This window comes from Streptomyces sp. M41(2017) (genome assembly GCF_002078175.1).
Taxonomy (GTDB): domain Bacteria; phylum Actinomycetota; class Actinomycetes; order Streptomycetales; family Streptomycetaceae; genus Streptomyces.
The window spans coordinates 4,207,794-4,231,887 of the sequence record NZ_MWFK01000001.1 but is presented as its reverse complement, the minus strand read 5'-3'; the positions used below and the strand labels follow the sequence as shown (position 1 = coordinate 4,231,887).

The 24,094-nt window shown below is 69.0% G+C and carries 18 protein-coding genes; 4 read left to right on the top strand and 14 right to left on the bottom strand.

What is annotated here, in order from left to right:
* Positions 1–174: 174 nt before the first annotated feature.
* A complete protein-coding gene (locus B0675_RS18565; RefSeq protein ID WP_081219939.1) occupies positions 175–1,401 on the top strand; it encodes an acetyl-CoA C-acyltransferase in 1,227 nt (408 codons plus the stop codon).
* On the top strand, positions 1,398–3,533 hold the full coding sequence (locus tag B0675_RS18560; protein ID WP_081219938.1) for a 3-hydroxyacyl-CoA dehydrogenase NAD-binding domain-containing protein: 2,136 nt from the start codon (positions 1,398–1,400) through the stop codon (positions 3,531–3,533). Before B0675_RS18565 ends, B0675_RS18560 begins: the two co-directional genes overlap by 4 nt.
* Positions 3,534–3,707: 174 nt before the next feature.
* On the opposite strand, the gene B0675_RS18555 is transcribed toward B0675_RS18560, so the two are convergent.
* From B0675_RS18555 to B0675_RS18530, 6 genes are all read right to left on the bottom strand, one after another.
* Positions 3,708–4,724 (bottom strand): hypothetical protein, encoded by a 1,017-nt coding sequence (locus B0675_RS18555; protein ID WP_081219937.1) that lies wholly within the window; start codon positions 4,722–4,724, stop codon positions 3,708–3,710.
* Between the two features lie 52 nt (positions 4,725–4,776).
* Positions 4,777–5,835 carry an NlpC/P60 family protein gene (locus B0675_RS18550; protein WP_081219936.1) on the bottom strand — a complete coding sequence of 353 codons (1,059 nt, stop codon included), beginning with the start codon at positions 5,833–5,835 and terminating at the stop codon, positions 4,777–4,779.
* Positions 5,836–5,870: 35 nt separating this feature from the next.
* Positions 5,871–6,353: a poly-gamma-glutamate biosynthesis protein PgsC/CapC gene (locus B0675_RS18545; protein ID WP_081219935.1), complete on the bottom strand. Its 483-nt coding sequence runs from the start codon at positions 6,351–6,353 to the stop codon at positions 5,871–5,873.
* Positions 6,350–8,026, bottom strand: coding sequence for a poly-gamma-glutamate synthase PgsB (gene pgsB / locus B0675_RS18540; RefSeq protein WP_081219934.1), 1,677 nt, complete (start codon positions 8,024–8,026; stop codon positions 6,350–6,352). Before pgsB ends, B0675_RS18545 begins: the two co-directional genes overlap by 4 nt.
* Before the next feature lie 6 nt (positions 8,027–8,032).
* Complete coding sequence (locus B0675_RS18535) at positions 8,033–10,294, bottom strand: cache and HAMP domain-containing protein (RefSeq protein ID WP_081219933.1); 2,262 nt, start codon at positions 10,292–10,294, stop codon at positions 8,033–8,035.
* Between the two features lie 402 nt (positions 10,295–10,696).
* On the bottom strand, positions 10,697–11,857 hold the full coding sequence (locus B0675_RS18530) for a CapA family protein (protein WP_241539957.1): 1,161 nt from the start codon (positions 11,855–11,857) through the stop codon (positions 10,697–10,699).
* Between the two features lie 155 nt (positions 11,858–12,012).
* On the opposite strand from B0675_RS18530, the gene B0675_RS18525 reads away from it, so the two are divergent.
* Both B0675_RS18525 and B0675_RS41005 read left to right on the top strand, forming a co-directional pair.
* Positions 12,013–12,921: a hypothetical protein gene (locus B0675_RS18525; RefSeq protein WP_241539810.1), complete on the top strand. Its 909-nt coding sequence runs from the start codon at positions 12,013–12,015 to the stop codon at positions 12,919–12,921.
* A gap of 4 nt (positions 12,922–12,925) precedes the next feature.
* Positions 12,926–13,300, top strand: coding sequence for an NTP pyrophosphohydrolase (locus B0675_RS41005; RefSeq protein ID WP_081219931.1), 375 nt, complete (start codon positions 12,926–12,928; stop codon positions 13,298–13,300).
* Positions 13,301–13,433: 133 nt separating this feature from the next.
* Here B0675_RS41005 and B0675_RS18515 read toward each other — a convergent pair whose 3' ends face one another.
* From B0675_RS18515 to B0675_RS18480, 8 genes are all read right to left on the bottom strand, one after another.
* Entirely contained in the window at positions 13,434–14,972 is a 1,539-nt protein-coding gene (locus B0675_RS18515; RefSeq protein WP_081219930.1) for an amino acid permease, read from the bottom strand.
* Between the two features lie 156 nt (positions 14,973–15,128).
* Positions 15,129–17,060, bottom strand: coding sequence for a 1-deoxy-D-xylulose-5-phosphate synthase (gene dxs / locus B0675_RS18510; RefSeq protein ID WP_081219929.1), 1,932 nt, complete (start codon positions 17,058–17,060; stop codon positions 15,129–15,131).
* Between the two features lie 194 nt (positions 17,061–17,254).
* Positions 17,255–18,544: an ABC transporter permease gene (locus B0675_RS18505; protein ID WP_081219928.1), complete on the bottom strand. Its 1,290-nt coding sequence runs from the start codon at positions 18,542–18,544 to the stop codon at positions 17,255–17,257.
* Positions 18,541–19,335, bottom strand: a complete 795-nt coding sequence (locus B0675_RS18500; protein ID WP_081219927.1) for an ATP-binding cassette domain-containing protein — start codon at positions 19,333–19,335, stop codon at positions 18,541–18,543. Before B0675_RS18500 ends, B0675_RS18505 begins: the two co-directional genes overlap by 4 nt.
* A gap of 184 nt (positions 19,336–19,519) precedes the next feature.
* A complete protein-coding gene (locus B0675_RS18495; RefSeq protein ID WP_081221859.1) occupies positions 19,520–20,620 on the bottom strand; it encodes a sugar ABC transporter substrate-binding protein in 1,101 nt (366 codons plus the stop codon).
* Positions 20,621–20,752: 132 nt separating this feature from the next.
* Complete coding sequence (locus B0675_RS18490) at positions 20,753–21,952, bottom strand: ROK family transcriptional regulator (protein ID WP_081221858.1); 1,200 nt, start codon at positions 21,950–21,952, stop codon at positions 20,753–20,755.
* A gap of 244 nt (positions 21,953–22,196) precedes the next feature.
* Positions 22,197–23,135 (bottom strand): carbohydrate ABC transporter permease, encoded by a 939-nt coding sequence (locus tag B0675_RS18485; protein WP_081219926.1) that lies wholly within the window; start codon positions 23,133–23,135, stop codon positions 22,197–22,199.
* Between the two features lie 15 nt (positions 23,136–23,150).
* Positions 23,151–24,083 (bottom strand): sugar ABC transporter permease, encoded by a 933-nt coding sequence (locus B0675_RS18480; RefSeq protein ID WP_081219925.1) that lies wholly within the window; start codon positions 24,081–24,083, stop codon positions 23,151–23,153.
* Between the last annotated feature and the right edge of the window lie 11 nt (positions 24,084–24,094).

Sequence of the window (24,094 nt, the reverse complement as noted above, 5' to 3'; positions counted from 1 at the left end):
GAGCACACGCCGCCCTGCCCGCGGATCCCTGCGTACGCCTTACGGATGTGACCTTCGCCGCTCCCGGCCGCGGGACTGGGCACGATGGTTACTCGTAAGTAGCATGGGTGCTGAGCGCGCGCTCAGGCGTGTGCCCGCGCAGCAGTGCCATCCCGCATCTGGAGGAGAGCCATCGTGCCTCGTACCGTCAGGGACGTCGTCTTCGTCGACGGCGTCCGCACCCCGTTCGGCAAGGCGGGCCCGAAGGGCATCTACCACGAGACCCGCGCCGACGACCTCGTCGTGAAGGCCATCCGGGAGCTGCTGCGCCGCAACCCCGGTCTTGACCCCCAGAAGATCGACGAGGTCGCCATCGCCGCGACCACGCAGATCGGCGACCAGGGCCTCACCCTGGGGCGCACGGCCGGCATCCTCGCCGGGCTGCCCCAGTCGGTCCCCGGCTACTCCATCGACCGCATGTGCGCGGGCGCGCTGACCGCCGTCACCAGCACCGCGGGCTCCATCGCCTTCGGCGCGTACGACGCCGTCATCGCCGGCGGTGTCGAGCACATGGGCCGTCACCCCATGGGCGAGGGCGTGGACCCGAACCCGCGGTTCGTCAGCGAGAAGCTGGTCGACGAGTCCGCCCTGTTCATGGGCATGACCGCCGAGAACCTGCACGACCGCTACCCCACGATCACCAAGCGTCGCGCCGACGAGTACGCCGTGCGCTCGCAGGAGAAGGCCGCCAAGGCGTACGCCAACGGCAAGATCCAGCAGGACCTGGTGCCCGTCTCGGTGCGCAACACCAACGCGGAGGTCGGTGAGACGGGCTGGGGCCTGGTCACCGCCGACGAGCCGATGCGTCCGGGCACCACGCTGGAGAACCTCTCCGGTCTCAAGACCCCGTTCCGCGTGCACGGCCGGGTCACCGCGGGCAACGCGGCCGGTCTGAACGACGGCGCGACCGCCTCGATCATCGCCTCCGAGGACTTCGCCCGCGAGCACGACCTGCCCGTGCGGATGCGCCTCGTCTCGTACGCCTTCGCGGGTGTCGAGCCGGAGGTCATGGGTTACGGCCCGATCCCGGCGACGGAGAAGGCGCTCGCGAAGGCCGGTCTGTCGATCGAGGACATCAACCTCTTCGAGATCAACGAGGCCTTCGCCGTCCAGGTGCTCGCGTTCCTGGAGCACTACGGCATCGCCGACGACGACGCGCGCGTCAACCAGTACGGCGGCGCCATCGCCTACGGCCACCCGCTCGCCTCCTCCGGCGTCCGTCTGATGACGCAGCTGGCCCGCCAGTTCGAGGAGCAGCCGGAGGTCCGCTACGGCCTCACGACCATGTGCGTCGGCTTCGGCATGGGCGCCACGGTCATCTGGGAGAACCCGCACCACAAGGACGCCGGAGGCGACAAGTGAGCACCACCGAACTCCTCAAGGGCGCGGCCGAGCTGTTCCCCGACGAGGTCGTGACGTCCGCGCACGTACGCCACCTCGACCTGCCGTTCAACGCCGGGCGCTTCGCGCTGATCACGCTCGACAACGGCTTCGACCACACCAAGCCGACCACCTTCGGCCCGGCGTCGCTGGCGAACCTCGACGCCGCCCTCGACCAGGTCGAGAAGGAGGCCGCGGCCGGCGAGATCGTCGGTATCGGCATCACCGGCAAGCCGTTCATCTTCGCGGTCGGCGCCGACCTCAAGGGTGTCGAGCTGCTCAAGCGGCACGAGGACGCGCTCGCCATCGGCAAGGGCGGCCACGAGGTCTTCAAGCGGCTGTCGGGCCTCGCGGTCCCGACCTTCGCCTACTACAACGGCGCGGCGATGGGCGGTGGCGTCGAGGTCGGTCTGCACTGCACCTACCGGACCGTCTCCGCGGCCCTGCCGGCGTTCTCGCTGCCCGAGGTCTTCCTCGGTCTGGTCCCCGGCTGGGGCGGCTGCACGATCCTGCCGAACCTGATCGGCGCCGACAAGGCCGTCTCGGTGATCATCGAGAACTCGCTCAACCAGAACAAGCAGCTCAAGGGCGGCCAGGTCTACGACCTCGGCATCGCCGACGCGCTGTTCGAGGGCGCGGACTTCCTGGAGCAGTCGCTGCTGTGGACGGCCGCCGTCCTCAAGGGCGACATCGCCATCGAGCGCCCGGCGATCGACCGCGGTGAGGCCTGGGACCAGGCCGTCGCGCGCGGCCGGGGCATCGCCGACGGCAAGGTGCACGGGGCCGCTCCGGCCGCCTACCGCGCGCTCGACATCATCGCCGCGGCGAAGGACGGGGACCTGCAGAAGGGCTTCGACGCCGAGGACACGGCGCTCGCCGACCTGATCATGGGCGGCGAACTGCGGGCGGGCATCTACGCCTTCAACCTGGTCCAGAAGCGCGGCAAGCGTCCGGCGGGCGCGCCGGACAAGTCCCTCGCGCGTCCGGTCACCAAGGTCGGCGTCGTCGGCGCGGGCCTGATGGCCTCCCAGCTGGCGCTGCTGTTCCTGCGCCGCCTGGAGGTGCCGGTCGTGCTGACCGACATCGACCAGGAGCGCGTCGACAAGGGTGTGGGCTACGTCCACGCCGAGATCGACAAGCTGCTCCTCAAGGGCCGCGTCAACCAGGACAAGGCCAACCGCCTGAAGGCCCTGGTCTCCGGTGTGCTCGACAAGGCCGAGGGCTTCTCCGACGCGGACTTCATCATCGAGGCCGTGTTCGAGGAGATCGGTGTCAAGCAGCAGGTGTTCGCGGAGGTCGAGGCGGTCGCCCCGGCGCACGCGATCCTCGCCACCAACACCTCCTCGCTGTCGGTCAGCGAGATGGCGTCGAAGCTGAAGAACCCCGAGCGGGTCGTCGGCTTCCACTTCTTCAACCCCGTCGCGATCCTCCCGCTCCTGGAGATCGTGCGCGGCGAGCAGACGGACGACGCCTCGCTCGCCACGGCGTTCGCCGTCGCCAAGAAGCTGAAGAAGACCGCGGTTCTGGTGAAGGACGCCCCGGCGTTCGTCGTGAACCGCATCCTCACCCGCTTCATGGGCGAGATCCAGAACGTCATCGACGAGGGCACGCCGGTCGAGGTCGCGGAGAAGGCGGTCGAGCCCCTGGGCCTGCCGATGTCTCCCCTGGTCCTCCTGGAGCTGGTCGGTCCCGCGATCGGTCTGCACGTCTCGGAGACCCTCAACCGGGCCTTCCCGGACCGCTTCACGGTCTCCCCGAACCTCGCGGCGGTCGTCAAGGCGGGCAAGCGCGGCTTCTACGTCTACTCCGCCGAGAACGGCTTCAAGCCGGAGCTGGACCCCGAGGTGGCGGCTCTCCTCCAGCAGGGCGATTCCGTCCTGACCGAGGAGCAGGTCCGTGACCGCGTCCTGGACGCCGTCGCCCAGGAGATCCGGCTCATGCTCGACGAGGGTGTCGTCGCCGAGGCGCAGGACATCGACCTCTGCCTGATCACCGGTGCCGGCTGGCCGTTCCACCTCGGTGGGATCACGCCGTACCTGGACCGCGAGGGTGTCTCCGAGCGGGCCACCGGCAAGCGTTTCCTCGCGCAGGGCCTCGCCTCGGTCCCCGCGTGACGCTCCGCTGAGTCACACCGGTGCCCCGCAGGCCAGTCGGCCTGCGGGGCACCGTCGTGTCCGGGGAGCCGACGAGGAGAATCCAGCCCCTCCGGCGATTGGGAACGGGGTCCCACGGCAGCGCCCCGGGTACGGGACGGACAGGGGCGGAGGGGGCGAAAGGAGCCTCCCGGGTCACACCGGGTGCCAGGGCTCCAGGGCGAGAACCGGTTCGGGCTTGCGCCGGGTGAGCAGGAGTTCCCCGGTCGCCGGGGAGAGACTCGCGGCGACGACCCGCCCGTGCTCGTCCTCCGCCAACGACACCAACGCGTCGGCGGGAAGCTCGGGCCCCGACTCCGTCCACCACGCCCCGGCCGCCTCGTCCTCGGTGGGATACGCGGCGAACGCCACCCGCCCGCTCGCGGACCGCTGAGCGAGCAACGTGCAGTCGTGCCCGTCGAGTTCGCAGCGGATGGCGCAGACGGGCCCGGGTCCGGCGGAGGCGAGGACGGGCGCGGGCTTGGCGCCGGGACGCCAGGCGCACACGTCGCCCGACGCGTCGGTGAAGAAGAGCGTGGTGGAGTCGAAGGACGTCGCGAGCGCGCGCAGGGTGTCCGCGCGGACCGGTGCCTCCAGCGCCTCCTCCAGGGCCGGTTGGCCACCCGCCTCCTCCTGGCGCCAGTGCAGGACACCGTCCGGCACGGCCGCGTACAGCTCGACCAGGCCGGACGTTCCCGTGACGGCCGCCAAGTCCCCTTGGACATCGCGCCCCTTGAGGTCGCGCCAGGGCCCCCAGCCGCCCTTGAGCTTCTGCGCGATCATGCTCACCCCGCCGCCCTTGTTGCGGACGAAGACATGGGCACGCCCCTGCGCGTCGACGGCGACGGCCGGGGTGCCGGTCCGGTCCCCGGTGCGGTTGGGATGCCCGATCGGGTGCCAGTCGAGCGCGGCGAGGTCCGGCCGGTAGTGGGTCGAGTGGACGAGGCCGGACTCGTCACGGACCGTCGGACGCCAGGAGACGAGGTGGGCGTAACGGTCGGATCCCTGGCCCAGGGCCAGTACGGGGTGCAGGCGTTGGCCGCCGCCCACGGTGCGCGGCGGGTCCCAGGGGCCACCGGGTCCACGCTCCGCCCGGCAGCGGACGGCGGCCTCCGACAGCAGGTACACACTGAGCCTGCCGTCGCGGCCGCGTATGAGCCAGTCGACGTTCACCGGTTCACCTTAATCGGGGACGCGCCGCCCGCCGAGGCCCGCCCCCGCCCGCTCACAGGCGCTTGGCGCTGCGCAGCAGCCCGGCGTAGAAGCCGTTGCCGTCGATCCGGGACGCGCCGCCCTTGTCACCCATGGTCGGCCCGTTGACCTCCTTACGGCTGGAGATGAAGACGCGGTGCCCGTCGGTGTCGACGCCCAGATACAGGGCCACATGGTCGAGGTGGTTGCCGGTGCGGTGGTCCATCTTGAAGAACAGCAGGTCACCGGGCTGGACGACATCGATGTTCTTGGGACGGGTGTACCAGGGGGCGGGACCGGAGAGTTTCAGGATGTCGACTCCCACCTTGGAGCGGGCCATGCCGTCGGCACTGCGCGGCAGTCCGTCGCCGGACGTGTTGCTGGCCATCAGGGGGTAGCGGGCCCTGTAGCCCCAGATCATCCGCATGAAGCCGGAACAGTCCAGGGCCCGGTAGCGCTCCTTGCGGGCCTGCATGGTGGAACCGTCGCGGAACGTGTAGTTGATACCGAGGTAGTCGTAGAAGTCATTCTGTTCGAGACGGTCGACACCGTCGTCCTTGAACGGACCGAAGACCGCGTCACCCGCGTACGGAACGCCCTCGTCGTCCTTCTTCACCGGCGCGCCGTCGACGTACTGGAAGGCGATCGCGAAGATGTCGTCGGCCTCGCTGCCGTAGAACTCCTTGAACCAGTCCTTGAACCACTTCTCCTTCTCGGCGCCCTTCCGCCAGGCCTCCGGCATGAGACGCACCCAGTCCTGGGTGACCACGCGGGACTGGGTGTTGGCCGGCTCGGTGAAGGTGCGAGAGGGGCCGCGGAGGGTCGCGGTGCGGGCTCCGTCCGTGAAGGTCGCAAGGATGTCGCCGTTCTCCCCGCGCAGGACGGAGCGCGTGGGATTGTTCAGCCGCTCCCAGGTCTGCTTGCCGGTGGCCTTCCCCGAGTTCTCCAGGTCGGGCCGGTCGGTGACGGCCTGCACGGCCGGGACCTTCGCCTCCTCGTCCTTGCGGAGTTCGAAGGTGAGGAAGGCGCTGCCGGTGAGCAGCACGAGGACGGTGGCCGCGTGAAGAACGGGACGGCCTTTGCGCTTCGGCATGGTGACGGCTCCAGAGGTTCCGAAGAGAAGGCGGGTCAGGCGGTCGGCATGGCGCCGAGAAGGATTCCGGCGGTCAGCACGACATAGGTGGCGAGCGTGACCGAGCCGGTCGACAGCAGCGTCGCCGCCTTGGGCTGGCGCACCAGCTGGTAGCCGACGAGACCCGGGACGATGAAGCCCAGGGTCTGGTTGGCGTAGAGCAGCGGGAACTCCATCTGGAGCACGATGATCACGGTCGCCTGGATCAGCACGCCGGACAGCACGACGGCGGCGAAGAGACGCTTGCCGTAGAGGATCACGAAGCGCTGGAGGAGCAGCGTGGTGACGTACGTCAGGACGGTGACACCCACGACGAGGGCGGCGCGCTGCAGGTCCTCGATGAGGGTGAGCGCCAGCCAGCCCGGCGTGATCATGCCGCCGGGTGAGAGGTTGGTCGTGAGATAGCAGATCAGCGAGAACATCAGGCCCAGGCCGATGCCGATCGCGGCGATCTCGGGGGTGAGGACGGAGGGGATCAACGGGGCTCTCCTGGGCTGTGCCACTGCTGGTCGTCGGCGGGGTGGGTGGGAGGAACACGGGGTTCGAACAGCCCCCGGGACGGGGGCTGTTCGCCGCGCCCGGGCGGCTGGGGCCGCGCGGCGGCGGGTCCCTGCGATACGTCCGGCCAGGTAGCGCGCGCCTGCTCCGGCCGGCGGCTCTCGCGTGCCGCCCCCTCGGTCGGGTGCGGATGCTGCGGCCGGTTCGCGTACTGCGCCGACTGCGGGTACGGGTTGTCCGCGGAACGCTGCGTCGGGACGTGGGCCGGGGGCTGGTTGGTCTGCGGTGCGTACCGCGTCTCGTACGCCTCCGAGTACCGCTGGTACGGGTCGATCCGCGGCGCGTACAGCTGGACGGTCTCGACGTGCTCGCGCACCGCCACCGCGGTGTGCGGGGCGGCGGAGGCGCCGGGCCCGTTCCCCTTGGCGTCCCTTCGGCCGACGGCGTCGCTCCCGGCTCCGTCGTCGGCGCTCTCGTCGGCGGGAAGTTCGGCGAGGTGCTCCAGCAGGTGCTCGCCCTGGCCGTGGATGTTGCCGATGGCCACCAGCGAGCTGTCCGGACCGAGTTCGGCGAGCAGGCGCCGCATGAACTCGTCCGGGTCACGGCGGTCGCCCCCGAGGTCGACCGCACGGGAGCGGTACTCGGCGGGCATGGCGTCGATGGCGCTCTTCGCCGGGTGGCCGATGACGAAGACCTTGTCGGGGTCCAGTTCCGGGATGATCTCGCCCATCTGGCCGTTGCGCTCGACGCGGTCGGGGCGGCAGTTGATGACCACGTTGAGGGGGCGGTGGATGGCGCCGAGGTCGAGGAGCTGGTTGATGTTCATCAGTGTCGACTCGGGGTCGTTGGCCGCGAACACGTTGGCGAAGCGGACCTTCTTGCCGTCCTCGGTGACATACCGCTCGACGGAGAGGACACCGGGGTCCGGCGGGGCGTCGTACATGCCCTGGAGGGCCGTCTCCCGCTCCACGCCGAGCAGTTCGGCGACGGTGAGCGCGATCGCCACGTTCTCTTTGAAGGTGAACCAGCTGAACCCGCGCAGCTCGTCGTCCGAGACCGTCTCCGGGTCGGCGTAGATGAGCTTGCAGTCGCGGGAGTCGGCCTCCTCCTGGAGGATCGCGAAGCGCTCCTGCTCGGCGGTGACGCAGATGCCGCCCTCCGGCATGGACCGCGAGAGCGAACGGGCCACGTCGTCGAGGGTGGGGCCCATCTCCGCCAGGTGGTCCTCACGGACGTTGCACAGCACGCCGATCGTGGAGCGGATCAGCTTGGACTGGTTGATCTCCTGGAGCGCCGGCATCACTGCCATGCACTCGATGACGAGCGCGTCCGGGTTGTACGCGGCAGCGCGCCGGACGATGCCGATCTGCTCGACGACGTTGGCGATGCCGAACTTGCGGTAGACCGGCTCCTCGGTGGCGTCGGGATGGATGAACCGGGCGGCGGTGCCGGTGGTCTTGGCGACGGTGGTGAGGCCGCCGCCGCGCAGCGCGCCGGCGCAGAGCCGGGTGATGGACGACTTGCCGCGGATGCCGTTGACCAGCACGCGGGTGGGGATGTTGTCCAGGTTGGTGAAATGGCGCCGCTGTTCGACGATGCCCGCCACGAGCAGGATCGCGCAGCACACCATAAGGACGGTGTAGAGGAAGAGCACGGCCGATCAGTTCCTAACGTGCTGCTGCTGGGCCGTGCCGGGTGCGCTCCGGCGTGGCGTTGGCTGCTGTCTGCGCTGCTCCTGGAGCTGCTGGCGGACGAGCTCGAAGGAGCGGGTTACCGCGCCGACCTCGTCGTGGTTGCGCGGGAACAGGACGGTCTTGCGGTCGCCGTCGGCCAGTGACTCGCCCTGGGCGGCCAGGGCACGCAGCGGGCGGGCCACCACGATGTGCATCCAGCCGAGGCAGGCGGCCGCCGCCGCGGCGCCGAGCAGTCCGGCGAGCACCGTGCGGTGCTGGACGTCGTACTCCGGGATGGCGAGCCGGTCGGCGGGCTGCCAGCTGACGACGGTCCAGCCGAGCTGTTTGGCCGCGCCACCGCCCACGAAGGGGGCCGCCGCGGCGATCTGCACGCCGTTCTCCCGGTAGAGGACACCGGCGGCGTGCGCGGACTTGCCGACCTTCTGGCCGGACGCGGAGACCAGGTCCTTGAGGCGCTCGTCGGGCAGCGACTGGAAGGCGAGGTAGCCGGTGTTGCCGGCGATGACCTCGCCCTTCTCGTCGACGAGGCGGACGACGCCGAGGCCGGGCCGCTTGAGCACGGAGTTGAGGAAGTCGATGCGGAACTCGCCGACAAGCGCCGAGCCGTCACGGCCGGGGATTTCCGCGGTACCGACGACGAGCGGCTTCTTGCCGCCCCGGCCGAGCAGCTGCAGCGGGTCGGCGGTGGCGGGCTTGGGCCGAGCCTCGCGGGGCTCGTCGCCGACCCCCGCGACCACGTCCCCCGAGGCGTCGACGACGTAGAGCGCCTGGTAGCGCAGGTGCTGGTTGAGGGTGCGGTCGAGGACCTTGGTCATGTCCGCCGGGGTGGTGCGGTCGCCGATCAGGGTGGCGACGGACTGGAGGTCGGCCTCGCCCTCGTTGAGCGCGCGGCGCACCCGGTCGGTGAGCGTGTCGGTCCGTTCCCGCTGGTCGTTGACGAGCTGCTGCGGGACGACGACGGTGCCGTCGGCGCGGTTCAGGATGAGCAGCAGCGGGGCGGACCAGGCCAGGAGGAGGACGGCGCAGACGGCGAGGAGGGCGCGGGTGCCGACGCGGCGCAGGCCACGCGGGCGCGGCGCGGAGTCGTCCCGTTCCGCGGGTCCGCCGAGCAGTTGTCCGCGCAGCCGTTCCAGGGCCAGGCCGATCCGGCGTGCCTCGCCGTAGCCGGGGACGCTCACCGGGCGGGCCAGGTCGCCGCGGGTGAGGCGGCGCGACTCCAGGAAGAGCCGGATGAGAGGTCGTTGCACCGTGCCGAGCAGGACGGCGACGGCGATGCCGCCGACGACGAGGAGCGCTCCGGCAGCGATCAGCCCGAAGACGGGTGAGGTCGATCGGGTGGGGTCCTCGGCGACCTTCACCATGGCGACCACGGTGAGGCCGAGGGCCGTCGCGGTCGTGGTCTCGCCGGGTTCGGGCGAGGAGAGGGCGGCGTAGCCGGCCACGGACCGGTCGCTGAGGAAGCTGCCGCCGAGCAGGCTGCCGCTGACTCCCAGGTAGCCGCCGGAGCCGGGCTCCTTGCTACTGAGCGGGTGCTGAGCGGCACGGCCGGCGGCCTTCTTGGCGAAGGCCTTGAGCTGCTTGTTGGAGGCGGCTACCTCTTCGCGCTGGAGGTCGGTGAGCACCTGCTCGGGCTCGGGGATGCCGTCGCTGCTGAGGATCGTCCCGGAGCGGTCCACGACCGCGATCGAACGGAACTGGCCGAGGCTGATGCCGGGGAACTTGAGGCTGTTGGAGGCGACGAGCAGCAGTTGCGGCTTCCCCGGCCAGGAGAGCAGCGCGAACGACAGCAGCCGGATCTCGCCGTTCTCGAGGCGCACCATGCGGGGCGCGAGTCCGCCCTCGTCACCGAGCGTGGACCGGTCGAGGGAGGTCAGCGGCACAGTCTCGCCGCGGGTCGCGACGAGTTTGCCGGACCGGATCTCGACGACCGCCGTGCCCATCCACTTCTGGTACGTGTTGCCCAGTTTGTCGAGGACGGTGTCGGCGGAGACCGGGGCACCGGCGCTGAACAGCGCGGCGGAGCGGTCGAGGTCGGTCACCGACTCATCGATGGAGGCACGCATCGCGATGGCGCCGTCCTCCGCGAAGTGCTGCTGCGAGGTCTGCACGGCCTTGGGCACGGAGGTGTCCCCAGCCGGGCCCAGGACGAGTGCTGTGACGGCCGCCAGGGAGAGGAGGAGCGCCGACAGAACCCCAATGGGCGGTCGTATGCCGCCAAGCAGCGACATGTCAGCTCTGCGGCGAGCACGGTGCTGCCGCGCCGGGGGCGATGGCGCCAACGGACGGTTCCTCTCAAGCGGTTGTACGGGCGTGCGGGCACGGAAACGGCCCGCGTTCGGGTGCGGGTGTGGCGCGGGAACACAAGTGGGAAAACCGAGTCTCCGCGCGTGTCAGACCAGCGAAGCCGTCAGGAAGTTGCACAGATCAAAAGTGATCTGGGCAACATCATGTTTTAGATGGGCATCTTCGGGCAGGAGTCGTCAATTCCGGTTCAGGTGAAGTTCAGGCAGATGTCGGGCTTCGGACATCCGGCCGGGGACACCTCCACCTCGCCGAACACAGTCCGGTCTCGGACGTGGTGCGCGCCCGGCCCCTCGCGGGGGCCGGGCGCGTCCTGAGGTCCGGTTCTCTCAGCCGGGCAGTTCCGTGAGGGGCTCCAGGCCGTCCTTCGCCGCGCCGCGGTTCAGCATGGTTCCCTCGGTCCGCTCGAAGGCCAGCCGGAGGCGGGAGCGTTCCTGGTCGCTGAGGTCGTCCCGCTTGAGCTCGGCTGCCACGTCCACCAGCCGATAGTTCTCGACCTGCCCCTTGGCGGGCTCGGCCGGAGTGCCGTCCGTGGTGACCTCGGGGTCCGGCGGAATCTCCACGAGGGTCGGCTCGTAACGTGCCTGGACGTCCCACGTGCCACCGTGCTGCGTGAAGGTGAACCAGCCGATCACGCCCTCCTCGGTCAACCCCGTGGGTACGTCGTGACGCGCGACCTGGTTGCCGAGGCCGTACGCGATCCACGTGCCGTCGACCTTCTCCATCGGCTGCACGACATGCGCGTGATGGCCGATGACCAGGTCGACCGTGGTCTCGCGCGCGAGTTGCCGGGCGAACTTGAGCTGCGGGGTCGAGGGGTTGGGATGGTGTTCGCGACCCCAGTGGATGGACAGGATCACGACCTCGGCGCCGGCCGCGCGGGCCCGCTTCTCCGCCGCCTTGATCCGGCTCAGGTCGTTCTGATTGACCAGCCAGGGCTTGTCCTTGGGCAGCTCGTGCGCGTTGAAGCCGAAGGCGAAGGAGATCTGTGCGACCTTCACGCCCTTCACGTCCATGATCAGCGGGGTGAGGGCGTCCTTCTTCGTCCGGAAGGAGCCCGTGTGCTTCAGGCCGGCCGCGTCCAAGGTGTCCAGGGTGCGCTTCACTCCCTCGTACCCGTGGTCGATCGAGTGGTTGGAGGCGGTGGAGCAGGTGTCGTAGCCGACGTCCTTGATGGTCCCGGCGATCTGCGGCGGAATGAGGAAGTTCGGGTAGCTCTCGAAGGGGCCCTTCGGCTTGCCGATCACCGGCTCCATGTGGCAGATCCCCAGGTCCGCCTTGCTGATCACGGGCTTGATCCCGGCCATCAGCGGGCCGAAGTCCAGGCCGTTCGTCCCTTTGCCCGTCTTCTTGGCGTCGGCACCGGCCTGGTCGATCAGCTGAGGATGGATCAGGATGTCCCCGGCCGCGGCGACGGTGAACGACCGGCCACCGCCCTTCGGCGAGGAGTCGGAGTCCTCGCCGCCTCCGACGAGACCGCACCCCGCCAGGGCGCCGGCGAGGGCGAGCGGGGTCAGGAGAGCGGGCAGGGTGCGGCGGCTACGACGTCTGGTCACCGAGATATCTTGATACAACCATGAGGGCAAACCGCTCCAGAACGATAACGATCGCAACACTTCTCCTACTCCTCACCACTCTGGCCGGTTTGGGCACGGTTGTCGTGCGCGGAAGCCACGACAAGGGAAAGAGCCCCTCCGTCGACGAGAACGGAGACGGCCTTCCGTCCGTCGACCTGGCGCGCTCCGTCGGCGCCTACACCGACCGGTTCGCCCCGGACGGCGCCTTCCAGCCACCGTCCCGCACCGAGCGGGAAACCATCGCAGAGGGGGTCGGCCTCCTCCTCGAGGGCCGCCGTGAGCAGGCTGAACAGCGACTCGCCGAGGTGGACTTCGCCCTGCGCACCGTCGTCGACGGCTCGACCGGCCGACGATTCGCAGAGGTGTACGACCGCGTCGACCAGGGACCGTCACCACGCGGCTGGGGACGCGTCTTCGTCGACCTGGAACACCCGGTCCGATGGTCGGTGCAGGTCCCCCATCCGGTCGCCGACCAGGATACGGAGCTGCTCGGGATACGGGTCCTCAGGGGTGCGCCAGGAGGTCTCCTTGTGATTGCTGGCGCACATCGCAAATCGGGAGAGGGTAATGCGGCGGACGTGGCCCACCGACGGGACACGGTGTTCCACACGATCTGCGCCGAACTCGTCCGACGCGCTGTCCCCGGCATCCAACTGCACGGGTTCGCCGAGAAGTCGGCCCCGCACTACGACGTCATCGCCTCGACGGGAGCCGGCGAGGACGGTCTCACCGACGGCCGCCGGCTCGCCGACGCGCTGGGCGACCGGGACTTCGCCGTGTGCCGTGCCTGGGCACGTTCCTGCCCGCTCGCCGGGCGGGACAACGTGCAGGGCCGGACGGCGGCCGACGCACGGGTACCGTTCCTGCACGTGGAATTCGCCCCGGGACCGCGAAGGAACAGTCGTCAGGCGGCCCGGGCCGCCGAAGCCCTGGCCGTCGTGACGCGGGGCTGGGCCGGGAGCGCTCTGGCAGGGTGAGGGCATGACGACTCTGCTCATCGTGGACGGCGCCAACGTGGTCGGATCCGTGCCCGACGGATGGTGGCGCGACCGACGTGGAGCGGCCGAGCGGCTCCGGGAGGGGCTGGCCGGTCTCGCGGAGGCCGGGGTGCCCGGTCGTCCCGGCCCGCTGGAGATCGTCCTCGTGGTGGAGGGCGCCGCCCGGGGCGTCGCTTCCGTCCCCGGGGTCCGGGTGGACGAGGCCCCGGGCAGCGGTGACGACCGGATCGTGGAGCTCGTGGCCGGGTCACCCGACCGCCCCCGGCTGGTCGTCACGGCCGACCGCGAACTGCGGCGGCGGGTGACCGAACTGGGCGCCGAGGTCACCGGCCCGCGCACCGTACGCCCCGCTTCCTGAACCGTTTCGAACCGGCTTGCGAAACCGGCCTCCGAACAGGCTCCGAACCCGTCCCTCGCGCGCCTCCGGCCCCGTACGTCCACGCCGGGGCGGGGAAAGTACGGGGCCGGAGGGCTGTGGCGCGAAGGGCCTGCTAGGCCGTGGGGCCGCTCGACGGGGGGCCTGCCGGCGGGGTGCCGCCGGTGCTCGGGGACGGGTCCTGGGAGCCGGCCAGGCGGCTGTGCGTGCGGCCGTACAGGAAGTACACGGCGCAGCCGATGACCATCCAGATCCCGAATCGCAGCCAGGTCTCGGCGGGCAGGTTCAGCATCAGCCACAGGGACGCGAGCACCGACAGGATCGGCACCCAGGGCACCAGCGGGGTGCGGAAGGCACGGTGCAGGTCGGGGCGGGTGTGGCGGAGGATGACGACGCCGACCGCGACCACGACGAAGGCGAAGAGCGTACCGATGTTGACCAGTTCGGCCAGCTCGCTGAGGCTCGTGAAGCCCGCGACGATCGCGATGATCACCCCGAGCAGGATCGTCGGCCGGTGCGGGGTGCGGAAGCGGGGGTGGACGCGGGAGAAGAACCGCGGCAGCAGCCCGTCGCGGCTCATCGCGAAGAAGACGCGGGTCTGGCCGAGCAGCAGGATCATGCAGACCGTGGTGAGACCGACGGCGGCGCCGAAGCTGATGACACCCGCGTACCAGGGATGCCCCGTGGCCTTGAACGCGTCGGCGAGCGGCGCGTCGACGGACAGCTCGGTGTACTTCTGCATGCCCGTGACCACGATCGACACGAGGACGTAGAGCGCGGTGCAGATGAAGAGCGAGCCGAGGATGCCGCGCGGCATGTCCCGCTGCGGGTTCTTCGTCTCCTCGGCGGCCGTCGCGACCACGTCGAAGCCGATGAAGGCGAAGAACACCACGGAGGCGGCGGTGAAGATGCCGAGCAGGCCGAAGTTGGTGGGGGCCCAGCCGAACATGAGCTGGATCAGCGGCGATTTGATGCCGCTGCCCGCCTCCACGTTCTGCGCCTTGGGGATGAACGGCTTGTAGTTGTCGCCCTTGATGAAGAAGGCGCCCGCGATGATCACGATCATGACGACGGTGACCTTGATGGCCACGACCAGGGTGGTGATCCGGGCGGAGAGCTTCACGCCGACGACGAGGATGGCGGTCAGGACCAGCACCAGGGCGGCGGCGAGGATGTCGAAGCCGAACCCGGTGGCCCCGTCACGGCCGCTCAGGGACTCGGGCAGATGCCAGCCCGCGTTGTCCATCAGCGATCGGACGTAGCCCGACCAGCCGACGGCGACCACCGCCGTGCCGAGCGCGAACTCCAGGACGAGGTCCCAGCCGATGATCCAGGCGGGCAGCTCCCCCAGGGAGGCGTAGGAGAAGGTGTACGCGGACCCCGCGACCGGGACCGTGGAGGCGAACTCCGCGTAGCAGAGGGCGGCCAGGCCGCAGGCGACGCCCGCGACGACGAAGGCCAGCGAGACGCCCGGCCCCGCGTTCTCCTTGGCGACCTTGCCGGTGAGGACGAAGATGCCGGTGCCGATGATGACACCGACACCGAACACGGTGAGATCCAGAGCCGACAGCGACTTCTTGAGTGCGTGCTCCGGCTCCTCGGTGTCGGAGATCGACTGTTCGATCTTCTTCGTCCTGAAGAGGGTGTTCCTCACGGGCGTACCTCCCACGCTTGTCGTCCTCGACATCATCGAGAGGGCGGGTGACACGTATGCCCCGACGCGGGCCCCGTTAACGCGAACGGCCGGTTTCACCACCCGTCCAGGGTGCTGAAACCGGCCCTTCGGCCCTGCTGTCGCGCTGTCCCCGCGTCAGTCGCGCGCGGGCTCCACCGCGTCCACGGCCTGCGGGGTGCTGCGCTCGTAGCGCCCGTCGAGCTTGGCGACGAGGCCGGTGACCTGCCGGGCGATGTCCGGCGCGGTCAGCCCGATCTCCGCCATGACCTCGGCGCGCGAGGCGTGGTCGAGGAAGCGCGGCGGGATGCCGAAGTCGCGCAGCGGTACGTCGATGCCCGCGTCGCGCAGTGCCTGGGCGATCGTGGAACCGACACCGCCGACGCGCGAGTTGTCCTCGACGGTGACGACGACGCGGTGCTGCTCGGCGAGCGGCGCCATCGCCTCGTCGACCGGCTTGACCCAGCGCGGGTCGACGACGGTGGTGGAGATGCCCTGCTGGTCGAGGAGCGTCGCGATCTCCAGGCACATCGGGGCGAGCGCGCCGATGGAGACCAGGAGCACGTCCGGTGCGTCGGTGCCGGGCGCCCGCAGGACGTCCATGCCGCCGATCCGGCCCACGGCGGGCACGGCCGGGCCGACCGCACCCTTGGAGAAGCGGACCACGGTGGGCGCGTCCGTCACCTCGACGGCCTCGCGGAGCTGGGCACGGACCTGGTCGGCGTCGCGCGGTGCGGCGAGCCGGAGGGTGGGGACGATCTGGAGGATCGACATGTCCCACATGCCGTTGTGCGAGGCGCCGTCGGTGCCGGTGACACCCGCGCGGTCCAGCACGAAGGTGACTCCGCACTTGTGCAGGGCCACGTCCATCAGGACCTGGTCGAAGGCCCGGTTGAGGAACGTCGCGTAGACGGCGAAGACCGGGTGGAGTCCGCCGGTGGCGAGGCCCGCCGCGGAGACGGCGCCGTGCTGCTCGGCGATGCCGACGTCGTAGATGCGGTTCGGGAAGGCGTCGGCGAACTTCTTCAGGCCGACCGGCTGGAGCATCGCTGCGGTGATCGCGACGATGTCCTCGCGCTCCGTGCCGAGCGCGACCATCTCGTCGCCGAAGACGGAGGTCCAGTCGGCGCCGGAGGCCTTGATGGGCAGGCCGGTGTCGGGGTGGATCGGGCCGATGCCGTGGAAGCGGTCCGCCTCGTCCTGGAGGGCGGGCTGGTAGCCGCGGCCCTTCTCGGTGAGACAGTGCACGATGACCGGGCCGCCGAACCGCTTGGCGCGGGCGAGGGCGGACTCCAGGGCCTCGATGTCGTGGCCGTCGATCGGTCCGACGTACTTCAGGCCGAGGTCCTCGAACATGCCCTGCGGGGCGATGAAGTCCTTCAGACCCTTCTTCGCGCCGTGCAGCGTCTCGTAGAGGGGCTTGCCGACGACCGGAGTACGCCCCAGGAGGTCCTTGCCGCGGGCCAGGAAGCGCTCGTAGCCGTCGGTGGTCCGCAGGGTCGCCAGATGGTTCGCGAGGCCGCCGATGGTCGGTGCGTACGACCGCTCGTTGTCGTTGACGACGATGATCAGCGGGCGGTCCTTGGCGTCGGCGATGTTGTTCAGCGCCTCCCAGGCCATGCCGCCGGTGAGGGCGCCGTCACCGATGACGGCCACCACGTGGTCCTCACGGCCGAGCACCTCGTTCGCCTTCGCCAGACCGTCGGCCCAGCCGAGGACCGTGGAGGCGTGCGAGTTCTCGATGACGTCGTGCTCGGACTCGGCCTGCGAGGGGTAGCCGGACAGGCCGCCCTTCATCTTCAGCCGGGAGAAGTCCTGGCGGCCGGTGAGCAGCTTGTGGACGTAGGACTGGTGGCCGGTGTCCCACAGCACCCTGTCCTTGGGCGACTCGAAGACGCGGTGCAGGGCGAGGGTCAGCTCCACGACACCGAGGTTGGGGCCGAGGTGGCCGCCGGTCTTGGAGACCGCGTCCACGAGGAAGGTCCTGATCTCGCCGGCCAGCTGGTCCAGCTGCTCCAGGCTGAGCCGGTCCAGATCGCGCGGTCCCGTGATGCGGGTCAGCAGCGGCACCCGTGCCTCCTTGCAGTAGAGCTGTTGCCGGGCTTGTCGAGTCTAATGTTCCGCCTTTGCGGCCGCGGGCCGGGCCCGGCGATCCACGCCACACGATCGGCCGTACCGGACGGGAACACGCATTCGCTTTCCGGACATGACTGTGCCCGGCACCGCCATTGGTGCCGGGCACAGGGCTGTGAAGGGCGTGAACCCTACGCGCGACCCGCCGTCTTCTGGGTCTTGCGGGTGACGGCGTCGATGACGACCGTGGCGAGAAGCACACCACCGGTGATCATGTACTGGACCGGCGAGGCGATGCCCTGCAGGGCCAGGCCGTACTGGATCGAGACGATCACGAGGACACCCAGGAGGGCGTTCCACGTGCGGCCCCGGCCACCGAAGAGGCTGGTGCCACCGATGACGGCCGCCGCGATGGCGTTCATCAGGAGGTCACCACCGCCGGCGCCCTGGTTGGCGGAGGCGATCTTCGAGGCGATGAACAGACCGCCGACCGCGGCGAAGGTGCCGGAGATCGAGAAGACCGAGATGCGGATCAGCTCGACGTTGATACCGGCACGACGGGAGGCCTCGACGCTGCCACCGAGCGCGAAGATCTTCCGGCCGTAGGAGGTGCGGCGCAGCACGAAGTCCGTGAGCAGCAGGACCGCGACGAAGATCACCACGGCGAGCGGCAGGCCCTTGTACTGGTTGTAGACGATCGCCACGGCGAAGGTCAGGATGCCCAGCAGCACCGTGCGGGCGATGGTCTCGCTCAGCGGACGCGACGGCACACCGGCCGCCTCACGGCGACGGTTGCCGAGGAAGGAGCTGAGGAAGAACCCGGCGGTCACGACGATCGCGAGGACGTACGAGGCGGCCACATCGGTGAAGTAGTAGCTGGTCAGCTTGGCGACGACGCCTTCGCTGTCCAGGTTGATGGTGCCGTTGCTGCCGAGGATCTGGAGCATGAGGCCGTTCCAGAACAGCAGACCCGCCAGCGTGACGGCGAACGCCGGCACACCGATCCGCGCGAAGAAGAAGCCCTGGATCGCACCGGCGACCGTGCCGGTGAGGATGGCCAGGACGAACGCGAGCCATTCGTTCATGCCGTGCGTGACGCTGAGCACGGCGAACGTCGCGCCGGCCACACCGGAGAGCGAACCGACCGACAGGTCGATCTCACCGAGCAGCAGCACGAACACGATGCCCACCGCGATCATGCCCGTGCCGACCATGGCGACGGAGATGTCGGACAGGTTGCCCGCGGTGAGGAAGTTCGAGTTCAGCGACGCGAAGATCGCCCAGATGATGATCAGGCCGATGACGACCGGGATGGAACCGAGGTCGCCCGCCTTGATCTTGCGCTTGAACTCGCCCACGTAGCCGGCGAAGCCCTGCTCGCGGACCAGGAGCCGGGGGTCGACCACGGTGACGGCCTTGGCGGCCGCCTCGGGGTTCTCCACGGCACCCTCAGGGGTCTCAGAAGTCTTGTCGATGCTCACTTCTGAGCCTCCCCGTTGCTGCTGCGCGCCGCACGACGGGTCACGGCGTTCTCCGTGGCGCCCGTGATGGCGGAAATGATCTCTTCCTGGGAGGTCGACTTGACCTCGAAGATGCCGTTGTTGCGCCCGAGGCGCAGGACGGCGACCTTGTCGGCCACGGCCTTGACGTCGGCCATGTTGTGGCTGATGAGGATGACCGCGTGACCCCGCTCGCGGAGTCGCTCGACCAGGTCGAGGACCTGGGCGGTCTGCTCGACGCCGAGGGCGGCGGTGGGCTCGTCGAGGATGACGAGCTTCGGCTCACCGAGCATCGATCGGGCGATCGCGACCGTCTGGCGCTGACCGCCGGAGAGCGAGGCGATCGGGATGCGGACGCTGGGGATGCGGATCGACAGCGTGTCCAGCAGCTCGCGGGAGCGGCGCTCCATCTCGACCTCGTCCAGGATGCCGCGCTTCTTCAGCTCGCGACCCAGGTAGAGGTTGCCGACGACATCGATGTTGTCGCACAGCGCGAGGTCCTGGTAGACCGTCGCGATGCCCAGGTGCTGGGCGTCGTGCGGGCGGTTGATCTGGACGGGCTTGCCGTCCCACTCGATGGCGCCCTCATCGATGGGATGCACGCCGGCGATCGTCTTGACCAGCGTGGACTTTCCGGCGCCGTTGTCGCCCACCAGGGCGACCACTTCACCGGCGTGGACCTCGAGCTCGACGTCGGTGAGCGCCTGGACGGCACCGAATCGCTTGGAGATCCCGCGCAACGCCAGAACAGGCGTAGCGGACACGTGAACCATCTCCTTCGCCGCCTGACCCGGCGGGAGGTTGTGCAGAAGTTTCTGGAGGGGTGTTCCGTCCGGCGCCCCGCCTAGCTTGCGGGGCTGTTGGATGCGGGGCGCCGGAGGGGCTTCGAATCACGCAAGTCCCGTACGGGAATTCAAGTCCGAATTCCCGTACGCGGATAGAGACTTGCGAGGGTTGTTACTGCAGGCCGATCTTCTTGCAGGCCGCGGCGTAGGCCGGGGTGCAGATGTCCTGGACCGTGTAGACGCCGTCCTTGACGACGGTGTCCTTGATGTTGTCCTTGGTCAGCGAGGTGACCGGGACGAGCACCGACGGGACCTGCTTGGTGGTGGGGCTGTCGACCTTGTCCTTGGCGACGGAGTCGAGCGACTTGCCCTGAGCGAGCGAGACGGCCATCTCCGCGGCGGCGTCGGCCTCCGGGGCGTAGGGCTTGTAGACGCTCATGAACTGGTCGCCGGAGACGATCCGCTGCACGCCCGCGAGCTCGGCGTCCTGACCGGTGACCGGAACCTTGATGCCGGCGGCCTTGAGGGCGGTGATGATACCGCCGGCCATGCCGTCGTTGGCGGAGTAGACACCGACGATGTTCTTCTTGCCGATCGCCGAGATCGCGGCCTCCATGTTGGAGTTGGCGTTCTCCGGCTTCCACTCCTTGGTGTCGTACTCCTTGCCCACGTTCACCTTGCCGTCGAGCACCTCGTGGGCGCCGGCCTTGAACTGAGCGGCGTTCGGGTCGGTGACCGAACCGTTCATCATGACGATCTTGCCGTCCTTGGCCTTGGAGCCAAGGGCCTTGAGGAGGGCCTCACCCTGCGTCTTGCCGACGGTCTTGTTGTCGAACGACGTGTAGGCGGAGATCGGACCCTGCGCGAGGCGGTCGTAGGCGACGACCGGGATGCCGGCGTCCTTGGCCTTCTGGACCGAGCTCTTGATGGCGGCGGAGTCCACAGCGTCGACGATCAGCACGTCCACCTTGTTGGTGATCATGGTGTCGACCTGCTGGTTCTGGGTGCTCGCGTCCTGCTTGGCATTGGCGTAGATGACCTTGCCCTTGCCGTTCGTGAGCTCCGAGACCTTCTTCTCGATGAGCGGCTTGTCGAACTTCTCGTAGCGGGCCGTCTGGTTCTCCGGAAGGAGCAGACCGACCTTGATCGCGTCGCCCTTCTTGGCGGAGCTGCTGGAGCTGTCGCTCCCGCCACCGGACTCCTTGGCGCTGCCACAAGCGGCCAGCGAAACGGCCATCGCACCAGCGGCAACGGCAACAGCGGCACGACGCATCTGCGTGTTCACTTTGAAACCTCCCTGACGAGGCCGCGTCGTTGCGGCCGAGGTGGCTGGAAGTCAACTCGGCCACACGTGCGACGTCAAGAAGTAAATACTTAACGAGATGGCAACGGTGCCATGCGTTCTCTAAGTGAAGGCAGGCGTGACGGCATTCAGAGACCCGTCCAAAAGGGTCGAATCGCCCATCTCGCTGAGCGCGAGAGCGAGCGCCCCGAGCACCTCCGCGCGGCCTCCAAGTGCCCCTGGCAACACCGAGAGTTGACGTGCGGCGCTGGGGATCGCATAGCGGCCGACAGACTCCCTGATGGGCCCGAGGACGAGCTCTCCGGCCTCGGCGAGATCGCCGCCGAGGACCACCCGACTCGGGTTCAGCAAATTGCAGAGATTCGCGACTCCACTCCCGATATGTCGGCCGACGTCGGCGATCACCCGACGGCAGCCCGGATCACCGTCCCGCGCCAGCCTGACCACGCCTTCCATGGTCAGGTCCGTCCCGTGGCTGGACTGGAGGAGCGGCAGCACATAGCGCGCCGCCGCAAAGGTCTCCAGGCAGCCGCGATTGCCGCAACGGCACACGGGGCCGGATTCATCAAGAGTAATATGCCCGATTTCTCCCGCTGTGCCACCCGGGCCGCGGTAGATCTTCCCGTCGATCACCAGGCCCGCGCCGACACCGCTCGCGACCTTGATGTACGCGAGGTCCCTGACCCCGCGCCCGCTCCCCCAGACCATCTCGCCGAGCGCGCCCAGGTTGGCGTCGTTGTCCACGTGCACGGGCACGCCGAGCCGCCCCCGCAGCTCCTCGGCGGGCCTCGCACCGGTCCAGCCCGGCAGGATCGAGGTGGACCCGAGGGTCCCCGACTCCACGTCGATCGGACCCGGCACACCGAGCCCCACACCCGCGATCTTGGACCGGTCGACACCGGTTGCCGCGATCAGGCGACTGACCAGCTCCTCGGCCCGGTCGAAGCCCTGCGCGGCCGAGGCGTCCACGTCCAGCGGCTCGGACTCCTCCGCCAGCACCTGATGGGCCAGATTCCCGACCGCGACGCGCAAATGGGTGTGACCGAAGTCGACCCCGATGACGATGCCGGCATCCCCGCTCAGGGACACGCTGCGGGCCCTGCGCCCGCCCGCCGAAGTGGGAGTGACCTCGACCGTTCCCCCGTCCTTGAGTTCACGGACGATATTGGAAACGGTCGCGGCCGACAGGCCCGTCGTCCTCGCGATCTCCGCCTGCGTGAGCGATCCGGCAAGGCGCACCGCTCTTACGACGCGCTCCAGATTGGCTCGGTGCAGCGACGACTGCGACCCCGGAGTCTCCATCGACTCATCCACTCCTGCCCTCAGCCGGGCGGCCCCGATGCCACCCGTGTGATCCGGGTCACAGCAACGGGACGCCGGTCACTTACAAGTTGTGAACTCCAAGCTCCGCTGAACGGGTTACCGCAGTCAAGTCCTTGACGGAAATCGGGTCCGTCCAGTCTTGTTCGATTTCCGTCACCGCCCGGACACGCGGACGCCACCCCCGCGAGACGGGGGTGGCGTTGGCGCGGAAGGGGCCGGAGACCTACTTGAGCGTCGCCGACGTGAGGCCGGCCTGTACCTGGCGCTGGAAGGACAGGTACACGATGAGCATCGGGATCATCGCGATCGTCACGCCCGCGAAGAGGACGGGGAGGTCGGTGGCGTATCCCTGCTGCTGCTGGAGCTGGATGAGGCCCTGCGTGAGGACGTAGCGCTCCGGGTCGGAGCTGCTCTGCGGCTGCATCAGGACCGAGGGCAGGATGTACTGGTTCCACTGGCCCAGCACGTTGAAGATGCCGACGCTGAGCAGTCCGGGCTTGGCCATCGGGAGCATGACCTGGAAGAACGCCCGGGTGTGCGAGGCCCCGTCGAGGACCGCCGCCTCGAACACCGCCCCGGGCAGTGTCCGGAAGAACGCGTGCATGAAGAACACGGTGAACGGCAGCGAGTAGGCGACGTACACCAGGATCAGACCTTGGTACGAGTTCAACATGTCGAGGCGTTTGACCATGAAGAACAGCGGGACCAGGGCGAGGAAGACGGGGAACATGGCCCCGCCGACGAAGAAGTAGTAGATGAGCCGGTTGCCCGGGAACTCGTAGCGGGCCAGGACGTACGCCGCCATCGCCCCGAGGAGCATGGTCAGCGGGACCGAGAAGACCAGCACGATCAGGGTGTTGGCGAAGTAGTCGCCGATGCCCTTGTTCCAGGCCCTGCTGAAGACGTCGAGCTGCCAGTTGGTCGGCCAGCCGAGGGCCGAGCCGCCGATCTGGGTGTCCGTCTTGAACGAGCTCAGCACGAGCCACAGCAGCGGCAGGATGATCAGGATCGCCCAGAGGGCCAGGAAGCCGTGCGAGAAGACGTTGAGGGCCATGCCCTCGGTGCGCTTGTCACCCGGCCGGGGCGGGGCCTTCTTGACGGTTCGTTGCGGGGGTACTCCGGCGCCGTCGACCTTCGCCGGCTCCGTGATGGGTGCGCTCATAGTCGTGTCTCCCGCTCAGAACTCGATGCGCTCGCGGCGGGTGGCGCGCAGCGTGACCACGGACAGGATCAGGGTGAGAAGGAGCATGATGACGCCCATGGCACAGGCGTAGCCGCTCTTTCCGTAGTAGAGGAAGTTGCGCATCATGACGTTCGACATGACCTCGCTGTGGTGGTCCGGTCCGCCGCCGTACCCCGTGCCCTGGGTCATGGTCGAGACAAGGACGAACATGTCCATCGCGATGATGCCGAGATAGACCCAGGCGGTCTGCACCGTGTCCCACAGCAGGGGCAGGGTGACCCGGAAGAACGTGTGGGTGCGGCTCGCGCCGTCCAGCAGCGCGGCCTCGTAGATGTCCTTCGGGATGGACTGCATGGCGGCGGAGAACAGCACCAGGTAGAAGCCGACGCCGTGCCAGACGACGACCGCCATCAGGCACCAGAGCACCAGGTTGGGCTCGTTCATCCACTCGATGGGGTTGGCGGCGTCGACCAGGCCCAGCTTGATCAGCAGGCCGTTGAGCAGACCGCCGCTGTCACTGCGGTAGAGGGCTCCGAAGAGCACCGCCACGATCGCGAGCGACAGCACCTGCGGGAAGAAGTACACGATCTTGTAGAAGCGCGAGCCGGCGACGCCCTGCACGCCACCGGCGCCGCCCCGCCCGCCCGCGTTCACCATGAAGGCGAAGAAGAGGGCGAGCAGGATGGTGATCACCGGGATGAACACCAGGAACAGGATGTTGTGCCAGATCGCTCCGAGGAATACGTCGTCCTGGAACAGCGCCTTGTAATTGTCCAGGCCGACGAAACTGAACGTCTGCGACTGGCCCTTCCAGTCGGTGAAGGAGTAGCCGATGGTCTGTATGTAAGGCCAGATCACGAAGATCAGATACAGCGCCAAAGGTGCGAGGAGAAACCCCGCGACGAACCGGTACTGCCCTTTTCGCATGGCATCCTGCC